Consider the following 12,477-nt stretch of genomic DNA (forward strand, 5'->3'; position numbering starts at 1 on the left):
GAGGAAACGGAAAACCCGATGTCCAGGCGGCTCGTTCTCCACCTTGGTGTGCAGAAGACCGGCTCGACCTCGCTGCACCGGTTTCTCGGGGAAAACGCCGACAGGCTCGCGGGGCGGCTTGCGGTGTTGACGCCTGTAAAGGGCTCGCCGATGCGGGCGCTTGGCCGCGCGGCGACGCGTTTCAGCCTCTTGCCGACGCCTGAGAACCGTGCGGCGCTGGCCGGGGCGGCGCGGCAGGTCCGCGAATGCTTGCCCGCCGGGGAAACCCCGGTCCTGATCAGCCATGAAAACCTGTGCGGCGCGATGCCGGGAAACGGCGGCGTGGTCACGCTTTACCCGCGGATTGAACCGATACTGGCCGTGCTGGAAGAGGTCTTTGCTCCGATGCGGCCCGAGATCGTGATCTACAGCCGTGACATGGCCGACTGGAAACGCAGCGTCTACGGGCAGGCTGTGCGGTCGGACGCGTATTCCGGCACCCGCGCCCAGTTTCTTGATCAGACGGCGGATTGCGGCACTTGGAACGACCTTGAAGACCGGCTGGTCGCCCATCTGGGCGCGGACCGCTGCCGGGTGTTCCGGCTTGAGGACGAAGCCGACGAAACCCGGCCCGGCGGGCAGCTGCTGCGCCACGCGGGGTTGAGCGACGCCGAGATCGCCGCGCTGACCCCGATCACGGGCCGCAGGAACCCGTCGCTGAACGCCGGGGCGCTGGAATTCCTGCGCCAGATCAACGGGCTGAACCTCGACCGCAGGGCGCGCCGGGCCGTCGCCGATCTGGTCGGGTCCCGGCAATCCCTGTTCAAGGCCAACGTGGCATGACGCGCCCATTTCCTTCAGTTCTGTCCCTGTTTTCAGGGGCCGCCATCTTTCAGGAGGCATCGACATGGTCCAACTGACCCTGCCCAAGAACAGCCGTATCACCACCGGCAAGACCTGGCCCAAGCCCGAAGGGGCCACCAACGTGCGCAAGTTCCAGATCTATCGCTGGAACCCGGACGACGGAAAGAACCCGCGCGTCGATACCTACTTCATCGACATGGACAAGTGCGGGCCGATGGTTCTGGACGCGCTGATCAAGATCAAGAACGAGATTGACCCGACCCTGACCTTCCGCCGGTCCTGCCGCGAGGGCATCTGCGGGTCCTGCGCGATGAATATCGACGGCATCAACACGCTGGCCTGCATCTACGGGCTGGACGAGATCAAGGGCGATGTGAAGATCTATCCGCTGCCGCATATGGAAGTGGTCAAGGACCTGATTCCCGACCTCACGCATTTCTATGCCCAGCACGCCAGCATCATGCCCTGGCTGGAAACCAAGACCAACCGTCCGGCGAAGGAATGGAAGCAATCCATCGAGGACCGCAAGAAGCTGGATGGGCTCTATGAATGCGTCATGTGCGCCTCGTGCTCGACCTCCTGCCCGTCCTACTGGTGGAACGGTGATCGTTACCTCGGACCGGCCGCGCTGCTGCATGCCTATCGCTGGATCATCGACAGCCGCGACGAGGCCACCGGCGAACGGCTGGACGACCTGGAAGACCCGTTCAAGCTTTACCGTTGCCACACTATCATGAATTGCGCCAAGACCTGCCCCAAGGGCCTGAACCCGGCGCTTGCCATTGCGGAGATCAAGAAGATGATGCTGGAACGGACCGTCTGACCCACGGTTGATTGACCCTGCGTTATGCTGCATCCGTTGCATGACGGGCTTGTGGAAACGCAGGGTGCGACCGGAACGGGCGGTGACTATATTCCGGTCAGGGAGGTGTTCAAACCTCGGAGTTGACCATGAAGAATGTAACGATCCTGCCCTCCGCCAAGGCCCGCGAAGCGCTCAGTATCCTTGAACATGCCTATGCATATTATACGCCGGAGCCGATCCGGCTGCCGGTTGCGGATGTGGCGCCCGGAGTGCTCATTCCCTATTATTCGGCGGCCTGAGACGGTCCCGCACCTTCGGGTCGGCAAAGGCGGTCCGCGCTGATGCCGATCCTTCTGCTTGTGCTCCTGATCGCGGTTCTCGCCTACCTGTACTGGCGACGCAGGACCACGACCCTGACCCGGCACTGCCGCTGGCGGGCCAATCGCACACGAGGCGACGGTCACTACGATTGCGTGGCCTGCGGCGGGCGGATGCAGACCTCTGACGGGCAGCCGCCGCGGCAATGCGTGGCACAAGCGCCACGCAATCCGGGCTGAATCCCCCCCGGAAAAATATTTCGAAACTTACGCAATTTATCTCTTGATCGGAATCGCGTTTGGCCCGATATGCGCGAATAAGACGCCAACGCACGCGCCTCTGTCCCAAGGGTTCTCCCCCATGGTTACGTAGCGACGGTAACGTCTCTGATTGGAACTGAGCGGTCATATATGGCCGAGTCTGTTGGAGATGACCATGAACGCTATCGTAACCGATTTGTCGGTGGCTGGACGTATTGCGCCCGCCGTTACGCCTGTCAACCGTGTTGAAACCTTCCTGCAATCGGCCCGCTTCGATCGTCCGACGCTGGTTCTGGATATCGAAGCCGTCGCGCGCCAGTATCGCGCCCTGAAGGCCGGCCTGGGCCGTGCGCATATTCATTACGCCGTGAAGGCGAACCCGCAGCGTGAGATCATCGAGGAACTGGTGAACCTCGGCTCGGGCTTCGATGCCGCCAGCCGTGCCGAAATCGAACTCTGCCTGTCGCTCGGGGCGTCGCCCGATCACATTTCCTTCGGCAACACGGTGAAACGTGCGTCCGACATCGTCTTTGCGCATCATGCGGGAATTTCGCTGTTCGCGGCAGACGCCGAGGAAGAACTGGAAAAGATCGCCGAGCATGCCCCTGGCGCGCGCGTCTATATCCGCCTGATCGTGGATGCGTCGGAAGCCGACTGGCCGCTGTCGCGCAAGTTCGGATGCGCGCGTGACAAGGCCATCGCGCTGCTGGACATGGCGGTGTCGCTCGGCCTGTCTCCGGTCGGGTTCTCCTTCCATGTCGGCAGCCAGACCCGCCGCGCCGAGATGTGGACCGCCACGCTCGACCAGGTCGCGCAGATCTGGCACGACGCCCGCGCGCATGGGCACGACCTGACGCTGCTGAACATCGGCGGCGGTTTCCCGGCGTTTTATGGCGAAGCGATCGAGGCCCCGACGCCCTATGCGGCGAAGGTGATCGAGCTGATCGCCGAGCGTTTTGGCGACGTGCCGCAGATCATGGCGGAACCGGGCCGGGGCCTGGTGGCCGAGGCCGGGATGATCGCCGCCGAGGTGCTGCTGGTCAGCAAGAAATCGGATGCCGACATGTATCGCTGGGTCTACCTGGACATCGGCAAGTTCTCGGGTCTCGCGGAAACCATGGACGAAGCGATCCGCTACCAGTTCCTGACGGACCGGGACCACGAAGATACCGGACCCTGCATCCTGGCGGGTCCGTCCTGCGACAGCGCCGACGTGCTTTACGAAAAGCGCCCGGTCTTGCTGCCGCTGGGCTTGCGGTCCGGCGACCGGTTCATCATCCGCAACTGCGGCGCCTACACGTCGACCTACGCGTCGATCGGTTTCAACGGCTTCCCGCCGCTGGACATCGTGGTGATCTAACTTCTCCAGGGAGGAGGCAGGGTCGGGCTTGCCTTGACCCGCTGCACTGGCGCACTGTTCGCGGGATCGCCGAGGAGTGCGCCAGATGCCATTTGATCCACCCGCCGATGCCGACGCCCGCCGCGCCGTTCCGCCGGTCATCTGCTATCCGGACGACAACCTGCCACGGCCTGACCTTGCGCTTTACGCGGATTTTCGCGGCGCGGCGGAAAAGACGGACGAGGTTGTCGTGCCGCCCCGCGACGCGCGGTGTTTCGAGGTGCCCGCCGGATCGTTCTTCCGGATCAGCGCGCCCGAGGGCGCCCAGGTCGGCGATCTCAACCTCTGGAACGCAACCGACCTGTCGGAGCGCTTCTATTCCGGCAAGACCCGCGCACTGCACGGAACGCATCTCACGACGGGGGAACGGATGTGGAGCAGTTTCCCGCATCTGCGCCCGATGGCGACCATCACGGCCGATACCCTGGACTGGTATGGCATCGACGCCTTTGGCGGTTCTGTCCACGACGTGATCGGTACCCGCTGCGATCCCTATACGGGCAATCTGCTGTCGGGCAGCCAGTATCATCATTGCTGCCATTCGAATCTGACCCGCGCGCTGGCCGATCACCGCCAGCTGTCCCTGTCGGAGGCCGAACCGCATGTGCATGATGTGTTGAACGTGTTCATGTGCACCGGTTTCACCCGCGACACCGGGCAGTATTTCATGAAGGCCAGCCCGGTGCGCCCCGGCGACCATCTGGAGATCTTCGCCGAGATCGGCCTTCTTGGCGCGCTCAGCGCCTGTCCGGGCGGCGATTGCAGTTCGGAGCATTCCAGCGACTCGGCGGCCTGCTATCCGCTGCGGGTCGAAATCTTTACGCCCACGGCGGAGGCTTTGGCCGGCTGGCACAGCCCGCCGTCGAATGGCTATGACCGGACGCACGGGCGCGGACCCGTGCGCTGAACCTGTCAGCCCGCGGCGTCGAACGCCGCAGACAAGGCGATTTCCACCATCTCGCCGAAACTGGTTTCGCGCTGGTCCGAAGGCAGTGCCTCGCCCGTCAGAAGATGATCCGAAACCGTCAGGACGGCGAGGGCGCGACGGCCATGCCGGGCCGCCAGCGTATAGAGCTCCGCCGCTTCCATCTCGACGCCCAGGATCCCGTGGCGGGTCATCTGTTCGTTCAGATCGGGGCGTTCGTCGTAGAACACATCCGATGAATAGATGCCGCCCACGTGGGTTGTCGTCCCCTTTTCCTGCGCGGCCTTCGCGGCGGCCTGCAACAGGGACCAATCCGCACATGGGGCGAAGTTCAGCTCCTTGAAGATGCTTCGTGACGGGTTGGTTACGGTGCTGGCCGTCATGGCTAGGATCACGTCGCGCACCGCGACGTGATCCTGCATGCCGCCACAGGACCCGATCCGGATCAGCGTCCTGACGCCATAGTCGCGGATCAGTTCGTTCACGTAGATCGACAGCGATGGCATCCCCATGCCGCTGCCCTGGATGGTGACGCGGTGGCCCTTCCAGGTGCCGGTGAAACCCAGCATCCCACGCACCTCGTTGACGAGCGTGACATCCCTCAGGAATGCTTCCGCCGCCCATTTTGCGCGGTAGGGATCGCCTGGCAAAAGTACCGTTTCGGCGATGTCGCCAACAGCGGCACCGATGTGAATGGTCATTTAAAGTCTCTGCCCCAATCAGATTTCCAGATCGGAAACATCAATTCCCTTGGCCATGGCATCGTGAATCCATTGCGGCTTCCGACCGCGGCCCGACCAGGTTTGTTCAGGATTGTCCGGATTCCGGTATTTCGGCGCGGCTTTCGGGCCTTTCGAGGCTCCTAGCTTGCCAGTGCCGCCGGACAGTTCGTTCAGCGAAAAACCGTATTCCGCCGCGGCTCTTTCCGCCGCTCTCAAGGCTTCCTGCCGTTCACGCACTTCGGCATCCTTGAGGGCTTTCGCTACATCTTCTTTCAGTTTCATCAGGTCTTTGCGTGACATGGCTTTCAGATCAATCGCCATTCTTTTCTCCCATGGGTCAGAAATGACGCCAACTAGCGCCACACTTGAAACAATAAAGATCATTACGACGCGCGTCAGCGTCAAAATTGCAAAACGCGGTGATTGTGCCGCTATTGAGCCGCAATCGCCTCGGGATCCACAAGCGCCACGATATCCATCATGATCGTGTTCAACTCGAAGTCCTTGGGCGTGTATATCTTGGCCACCCCCATGTTTTGCAACCTTTTGGTATCTTCATCAGGAATAATTCCGCCGACGAGGACGGGGACATGCCCAATTCCGGCTGTTTTCATGCGCTGCATCAGATCCTCGACCAATGGAATGTGGCTGCCCGAAAGGATTGAAAGCCCCACGACATGGGCTTTTTCGGACAATGCCGCGGCAACGATTTCTTCCGGGGTCAGGCGGATGCCTTCATAGGAAATGTCCATTCCGCAATCGCGGGCGCGGAATGCGATCTGTTCGGCGCCGTTGGAATGCCCATCCAGTCCAGGCTTGCCGACAAGGAACTTCAGGCGGCGGCCGAGTTTGTCGCTGGCCGCATCCACCGCGTTCCGGATTTCTTCCAGACCTTCAGTCTTGTTGGACACGGATCCGGAAACGCCGGTCGGCCCGCGATAGGTGCCGAAGACCTGTCGCATCTGCTCTGCCCATTCGCCGGTCGTCACACCGGCCTTCGCGGCCATGATCGACGGTTCCATCACATTTCCGCCCGAGCTCGCGGTTTCGCGCAGGGCCGCCAGCGCGGCCTTGACCGCGTCGTCGTCCCGCCCGGTCCGCCACGCGTCGAGCCGGGCGATTTGGTCCTGTTCGACCGCCGGATCGACCACCATGATGCCGCCATCTTCGCTCATCAGGGGCGAAGGTTCGGTCGCGGTGAACTTGTTGACCCCGACGACGATCGTGTCGCCGGCTTCGATCCGGTTCAGCCTCGCGGCGTTTGAATCCACCAACCGGAATTTCATGTATTCGATCGACGACACCGCGCCGCCCATGCTGTCGAGATTGGCGAGCTCCGCGCGCGCGCCTTCCTTCAGCGCCTCGACCTTGGCATCGACGACCGGGTTGCTGTCAAACAGGTCGTCATATTCCAGCAGGTCGGTTTCATAGGCGAGGATCTGCTGCATCCGCATCGACCATTGCTGGTCCCAGGGGCGCGGCAGTCCAAGCGCCTCGTTCCAGGCCGGCAATTGCACCGCGCGGGCGCGGGCCTTCTTGGACAGGGTTACGGCCAGCATCTCGATCAGGATGCGGTAGACGTTGTTTTCCGGCTGCTGTTCGGTCAGGCCCAGGGAATTGACCTGCACGCCATAGCGGAATCGCCGCATCTTGGGGTCTGCGATGCCATAGCGGTTCTCGCAGATCTCGTCCCAGAGGTCGACGAAGGCGCGCATCTTGCACATTTCGGTGACGAAACGGATGCCCGCGTTGACGAAGAAGGAGATCCGGCCGACCAGCGTCGGAAAATCCTGCTCCGGAACGCGCGGTCTCAGTTCATCCAGAACCGCGATGGCCGTGGCCAGGGCAAAGGCCAGTTCCTGCTCCGGCGTCGCACCCGCTTCCTGAAGGTGATAGGAACACACGTTCATCGGGTTCCATTTCGGCACGTTCGTATAACAGTATTCGGCGACATCGGCGATCATCTTCAGCGAGGGTTGCGGCGGCAGCACGTAGGTGCCGCGCGACAGGTATTCCTTGATGATGTCGTTCTGCACCGTCCCTTGCAGCTTGCTGATATCGGCGCCCTGTTCCTCGGCGACGGCGATATAGAGCGCGAGCAGCCAGGGGGCGGTGGCGTTGATCGTCATCGAGGTGTTCATCTGTTCCAACGGGATCTGGTCGAACAGCGTCCGCATGTCCCCGAGGTGCGCGACCGGGACGCCGACCTTTCCGACTTCTCCGCGCGCCAGGGTGTGGTCGCTGTCATATCCGGTCTGGGTCGGTAGGTCGAAGGCGACCGACAGGCCGGTCTGCCCCTTGGCGAGGTTGCCGCGATAAAGAGCGTTGGAGGCTTGGGCCGTGGAATGTCCGGCATAGGTCCGGATCAACCAGGGGCGATCTTTCTGTGTCTGCGTCATATCGAACCTCACCGTAGGATTGAGCAATTATATTTCGTTCAGTGTGTCTAAACAGAAATTTTCGGCATATGTCAATTCGCTGCGTTGCGGCATTGCCGGTGTTGTAAAAGATTGTGGGTATGGTCGTTTGCTGTCAGGTTGATCGCATGTTCGAAACGATCCAGATGCCGCTTTGGCTGCTCGTTCTTATCCTCGGGTTCGCCGTGATCGCGGCGCTCGACAGGATCATGATGCCGTCTGTGCGCTGGTTCTTTCGCCGGCGGCTGGAAAAGGCGGTTGCCCGGTTGAACCAGAAACTCGAACGGCCGATCCAGCCGTTCAAGTTGGCCCGGAGGCATGACATGATCCAGCGGTTGATCTATGATCCGCGGGTCAACCAGGCGATTTCCGATCATGCGAGGTCCGAAGGCGTTCCGGAAAGCGTCGCCTTCGAGGAGGCGAAGCGATATGCGCGCGAGATCGTCCCGGCCTTTTCCGCGTCCGCCTATTTCGGTGTCGCCATTCGCGCCGCGCGCTTCCTGTCGAACGCCCTGTATCGCGTGCGGCTGGGATATCACGACGAGACCGCATTGAAGGCCATCGACCCGGACGCGACGGTGGTCTTCGTGATGAACCACCGCAGCAACATGGATTACGTGCTGGTCACACATCTCGCGGCGGATCGGTCCGCCCTGTCCTATGCGGTGGGCGAATGGGCCCAGGTCTGGCCCCTCAGCGGGCTCATCCGGGCAATGGGGGCCTATTTCATCCGGCGCAAGTCGCGCAACGAACTCTATCGAAAGGTGCTGGCGCGGTATGTCCGCCTAGCGACGGATGCGGGCGTGACCCAGGCGATTTTCCCCGAAGGCGGCCTGAGCCAGACGGGGGCGCTGATGCCGCCGAAACTGGGGTTGCTGAAATATATCGTGGACGATTTCGACCCGGCCCTGCGCGACGTGGTATTCGTTCCGGTCGCCTTGAACTACGACCGCGTGCTTGAGGACCGGATTCTGGTGGCGGCGGCGAAAGACAGGGGCGGCCGGTTCAACGCCCGGATCGGGGTCGTGGCCGGAAATGCCCTGAAACAGGTCTGGCTGCGCGCAACCGGGCGCTATCACCGATTCGGCTATGCCGCGGTCAGTTTCGGGCATCCGGTATCGCTGCGAGCGTTCATGAAGAACGAACAAGGCGATGTAACGGTGCCGCTGGCCCGGATGCTGATCCGGGAAATCGGGGCGATCGTTCCCATCCTGCCGGTGCCGCTGGTGGCCTGGCTGATCGCGAAACACGGACCCCTGTCGCGCGCGGAGATCGAAAAGGGGTTCGGCGTCGTTCTGAAGGAACATCCGACGATTCACATGCACCTGCCGCGTCACAACAGGGACTATGCGGTGGAAGTCGGCATCAGGCATCTTGCCGAACGGGGCATCCTTCGGCTTCGGGACGGGGTCTATTCGGTCGATTCCGACCGGGTCGAACTTTTGCGATATTACGCCAACTCCATCCGGCATCTCATGGTGGAAAGGTACGAGTCCGATTCTGCGGTCGCGAACGAAATTTCTGCAACTGCGGGGTCATAAAATTTCAAAAATCGATCATTTGTTGTTGCAATGTTGCGCGTCGCTTCATATTCCCAGAGAGGAACTGCGATTCTGCGGTGCGGCAAACAACGAGACAACAGGAGGCCAGCATGGCTTTGGATACCAATACCGACATCGCCCCGTACGAGGCACCCGAGAAAGACCTGTATGAAATGGGCGAAATCCCTCCCCTGGGGTTCGTTCCCAAGAAAATGTACGCCTGGGCCATCCGCCGGGAACGCCACGGCGAACCCAACACGGCCATGTTGCAGGAAGTGGTCGATGTGCCGACCCTGGACAGCCACGAAGTGCTGGTGCTCGTCATGGCGGCAGGCGTGAACTACAACGGCGTCTGGGCCGCGCTCGGCAAGCCCATCAGCCCCTTTGACGGGCACAAGCAGCCCTATCACATCGCCGGCTCCGATGCGGCGGGGATCGTCTGGGCGGTTGGGGACAAGGTCAAGCGCTGGAAAGTGGGCGACGAGGTCGTGGTGCATTGCAACCAGGACGATGGCGACGACGAGGAATGCAACGGCGGCGATCCGATGTACTCGCCCAGCCAGCGGATCTGGGGCTACGAAACCCCGGACGGGTCGTTCAGCCAGTTCACCCGCGTTCAGGCGCAGCAGCTTATGCCGCGCCCCAAGCATCTGACATGGGAAGAAGCCGCCTGTTATACGCTGACTCTCGCGACGGCCTACCGCATGCTGTTCGGTCATGAACCGCATGACCTGAAGCCTGGGCAGAATGTGCTGGTCTGGGGCGCCTCCGGCGGTCTCGGGTCCTATGCGATCCAGCTGATCAATACCGCGGGGGCCAACGCGATCGGCGTGATCTCTGACGAAAGCAAGCGCGAGTTCGTTCTGGACCTGGGTGCCAAGGGCGTGATCAACCGGCGCGACTTCAACTGCTGGGGTCAATTGCCGACGGTCAACACGCCGGAATATAACGAGTGGCTCAAGGAAGCGCGCAAGTTCGGCAAGGCGATCTGGGACATCACCGGCAAGGGCGTGAATGTCGACATGGTGTTCGAGCATCCCGGCGAGGCGACCTTTCCGGTCTCGACCCTTGTGGTCAAGAAAGGCGGCATGGTGGTGATCTGCGCGGGAACCAGCGGGTTCAACCTGACATTCGATGTCCGCTACATGTGGATGCATCAGAAGCGCCTGCAAGGCAGCCATTTCGCGCATCTGAAGCAGGCCAGCGCCGCGAACAAGCTGATGCTGGAACGGCGCCTGGATCCCTGCATGTCCGAGGTGTTCTCCTGGGCCGATCTGCCGGAAGCGCACATGAAGATGCTGCGAAACGAACACAAGCCGGGCAACATGTCCGTTCTGGTCCAGTCCCCTGTCACAGGCTTGCGCACGCTGGAAGAAGTTCTCGATGCGCGAAGCCATTAACTGAATCGCCATCGCATCGGCAAACCGGACACCCGCGAATCGCTTGTTCGATACGCGGGTGTTTTATTTCCAGGACTCGGCCCGTGGAAGATCAGGGACTTGGAAACCGCGTCCTCCCTGTTTCTGGGGAGTTGAAACCAGCGAATTTCCTAACAAAACAGCTCGTGCTACAGTTGTGTTAATCTTTCATTAACCACTGTGGGGCGATTCTTATGACGCATAATGACTGGATACTGGACGTTCTCGCGGATCTCAAATCGTTTGCCTCGGCAAATGGCCTTGGGGCTTTGGCGGAACAGCTTGATGACACCAAGCTGATCGCCGCCGCGGAAATCGCGTCCCAGAACGAAGAGGCCTGCGCGATACTGAATGGCGACCACGGTCAACCTGGATCAGATATTGGAGAACTTGGACGCCACCAGCGCGCTTGAGGGACTTCAGGAAATCACGGAGGCGTTGCGCGACGCTTTCCAGGTCGACCATATCGTTTATCACTGGGTCGATAGCGCGGGCGATCAATATGGCTGCGGGACTTATTCCGATGAATGGAGGAATCGCTACCTCGAACAGAGCTATCACCGCATCGATCCCGTTATTGCCGGCTGTTTCCAGCGATTTCACCCGGTCGACTGGAAGCGGTTGGACTGGTCTAGCAAGGCGGCCCGGCATTTTCTGAGCGAGGCGTTGAAATACGGCGTGGGAAACCAGGGGTTTTCGATTCCGATCCGGGGACCGAACGGACAGTTCGCCTTGTTCACGGTCAGTCACAACTGCAGCGATGAAACGTGGTCGAAATTTACGGAGGAACACAGCCGGGACCTGATTCTGATCGCGCATTATTTCAACCGCAAGGCCCTGGAATTCGAACCGGGCCGGCAACCGGAAAAATCCAGAGCGCTGTCCCCGCGCGAAGTGGATGCGATGACGTTGCTGGCGATGGGCTACAGCCGGGCGCAGGTGGCAGAGGCGCTTTCGATCTCGGAACACACCCTGCGGGTCTATATAGAAAGCGCCCGTTTCAAGCTGGGCGCGCTGAACACAACGCATGCGGTCGCGCGAGCGATGAGTCGCGGGTTAATCGTGGTTTGATAAACCGTCCGTCGCGCTGACGCGGTGTTAACCTTCTATGTCCTACGTTTGTTCTCATGCAGGACGACAAGGGGACATGATCATGCTGCGCTACATCTACGCAAACGACCTTCACAAATTTCCGAAACTGGCCCGCACGATGTTCGAGGACCGCGCCGACCAGTTCAAGACGCGCCTGGGCTGGGATGTCGATGTCGACGCCAAGGGCCAGGAACGCGACCAGTACGACCGGCTCAACCCGCTCTACGTGATCTGGGAAAACGCCGATGGCACACATGGCGGCTCCATGCGGTTTCTGCCGACCACCGGTCCGACCATGGTCAACGACGTGTTCGGCCATCTGACCGGTGCCGTGATATCGAGCGCGCTGATCTGGGAATGCACCCGCTTCTGCCTGTCGCGCAGCGCGGCATCGAACGTGGCCGCGGCCCTGATGCTCGCCGGCGGCGAAATCATGACCGGGTTCGGCATCCGCCATTTCGTCGGCGTCTTCGACGCCCGCATGGTGCGCATCTATCGCCTGATCGGTTCGTCTCCCGAGGTTCTGGGCAGCGACGGCGAAGGTCGGGACAAGATCAGCGTGGGCCTGTGGGAATTCACGCCCGAAGCCAAGGCGCAGATCGCGCGCCGTTCGGGCATTTCGCCGGAACTGTCGCGTCTCTGGTTCGACCGCGCGTTCGGCGCGAGTGTCGGACGCCAGATGGCCCTGTCCGCCTGAGGTAGAAATCCACCTTCTCATCTGGTGAAGCCGGAGACGC

14 protein-coding genes are annotated in these 12,477 nt (G+C 61.3%); 11 read left to right on the plus strand and 3 right to left on the minus strand.

Annotated elements, in window-relative coordinates; translation table 11 throughout:
- The first annotated feature begins 18 nt into the window (after window positions 1-18).
- From QO034_RS09740 to QO034_RS09765, 6 genes are all read left to right on the plus strand, one after another.
- Window positions 19-822, plus strand: coding sequence for a hypothetical protein (locus QO034_RS09740; protein ID WP_284485331.1), 804 nt, complete (start codon window positions 19-21; stop codon window positions 820-822).
- A 64-nt stretch (window positions 823-886) separates the two neighbouring features.
- Complete coding sequence (locus tag QO034_RS09745; RefSeq protein WP_284485332.1) at window positions 887-1,666, plus strand: succinate dehydrogenase iron-sulfur subunit; 780 nt, start codon at window positions 887-889, stop codon at window positions 1,664-1,666.
- A 128-nt stretch (window positions 1,667-1,794) separates the two neighbouring features.
- Window positions 1,795-1,947, plus strand: coding sequence for a hypothetical protein (locus QO034_RS09750; protein WP_284485333.1), 153 nt, complete (start codon window positions 1,795-1,797; stop codon window positions 1,945-1,947).
- Between the two features lie 42 nt (window positions 1,948-1,989).
- Window positions 1,990-2,205 carry a hypothetical protein gene (locus QO034_RS09755; RefSeq protein WP_284485334.1) on the plus strand — a complete coding sequence of 72 codons (216 nt, stop codon included), beginning with the start codon at window positions 1,990-1,992 and terminating at the stop codon, window positions 2,203-2,205.
- A 196-nt stretch (window positions 2,206-2,401) separates the two neighbouring features.
- Window positions 2,402-3,586: a type III PLP-dependent enzyme gene (locus QO034_RS09760; RefSeq protein WP_284485335.1), complete on the plus strand. Its 1,185-nt coding sequence runs from the start codon at window positions 2,402-2,404 to the stop codon at window positions 3,584-3,586.
- Between the two features lie 85 nt (window positions 3,587-3,671).
- Complete coding sequence (locus QO034_RS09765; RefSeq protein ID WP_284485336.1) at window positions 3,672-4,532, plus strand: urea carboxylase-associated family protein; 861 nt, start codon at window positions 3,672-3,674, stop codon at window positions 4,530-4,532.
- Window positions 4,533-4,537: 5 nt separating this feature from the next.
- Here QO034_RS09765 and deoD read toward each other — a convergent pair whose 3' ends face one another.
- The 3 genes from deoD to QO034_RS09780 all read right to left on the minus strand — a co-directional run bounded on the left by deoD (window position 4,538) and on the right by QO034_RS09780 (window position 7,671).
- Window positions 4,538-5,251, minus strand: a complete 714-nt coding sequence (gene deoD, locus QO034_RS09770; RefSeq protein WP_284485337.1) for a purine-nucleoside phosphorylase — start codon at window positions 5,249-5,251, stop codon at window positions 4,538-4,540.
- A gap of 18 nt (window positions 5,252-5,269) precedes the next feature.
- Window positions 5,270-5,593, minus strand: a complete 324-nt coding sequence (locus tag QO034_RS09775) for an H-NS histone family protein (RefSeq protein ID WP_284485338.1) — start codon at window positions 5,591-5,593, stop codon at window positions 5,270-5,272.
- A gap of 110 nt (window positions 5,594-5,703) precedes the next feature.
- Entirely contained in the window at window positions 5,704-7,671 is a 1,968-nt protein-coding gene (locus QO034_RS09780; RefSeq protein ID WP_284485339.1) for a protein meaA, read from the minus strand.
- A 146-nt stretch (window positions 7,672-7,817) separates the two neighbouring features.
- Between QO034_RS09780 and QO034_RS09785 the strand changes: the two genes are divergently transcribed.
- The 5 genes from QO034_RS09785 to QO034_RS09805 all read left to right on the plus strand — a co-directional run bounded on the left by QO034_RS09785 (window position 7,818) and on the right by QO034_RS09805 (window position 12,437).
- Window positions 7,818-9,230 (plus strand): 1-acyl-sn-glycerol-3-phosphate acyltransferase, encoded by a 1,413-nt coding sequence (locus QO034_RS09785; RefSeq protein ID WP_284485340.1) that lies wholly within the window; start codon window positions 7,818-7,820, stop codon window positions 9,228-9,230.
- A gap of 110 nt (window positions 9,231-9,340) precedes the next feature.
- Window positions 9,341-10,630, plus strand: coding sequence for a crotonyl-CoA carboxylase/reductase (gene ccrA, locus QO034_RS09790; protein WP_284485341.1), 1,290 nt, complete (start codon window positions 9,341-9,343; stop codon window positions 10,628-10,630).
- Window positions 10,631-10,842: 212 nt separating this feature from the next.
- Window positions 10,843-11,061 (plus strand): hypothetical protein, encoded by a 219-nt coding sequence (locus QO034_RS09795; protein ID WP_284485342.1) that lies wholly within the window; start codon window positions 10,843-10,845, stop codon window positions 11,059-11,061.
- Window positions 11,000-11,719: a helix-turn-helix transcriptional regulator gene (locus QO034_RS09800; RefSeq protein ID WP_284485343.1), complete on the plus strand. Its 720-nt coding sequence runs from the start codon at window positions 11,000-11,002 to the stop codon at window positions 11,717-11,719. Before QO034_RS09795 ends, QO034_RS09800 begins: the two co-directional genes overlap by 62 nt.
- Window positions 11,720-11,801: 82 nt before the next feature.
- Window positions 11,802-12,437 carry an acyl-homoserine-lactone synthase gene (locus QO034_RS09805; protein WP_284485344.1) on the plus strand — a complete coding sequence of 212 codons (636 nt, stop codon included), beginning with the start codon at window positions 11,802-11,804 and terminating at the stop codon, window positions 12,435-12,437.
- Window positions 12,438-12,477 lie beyond the last annotated feature (40 nt).

The organism is Sedimentitalea xiamensis, assembly GCF_030164465.1.
Lineage (GTDB): Bacteria > Pseudomonadota > Alphaproteobacteria > Rhodobacterales > Rhodobacteraceae > Sedimentitalea > Sedimentitalea xiamensis.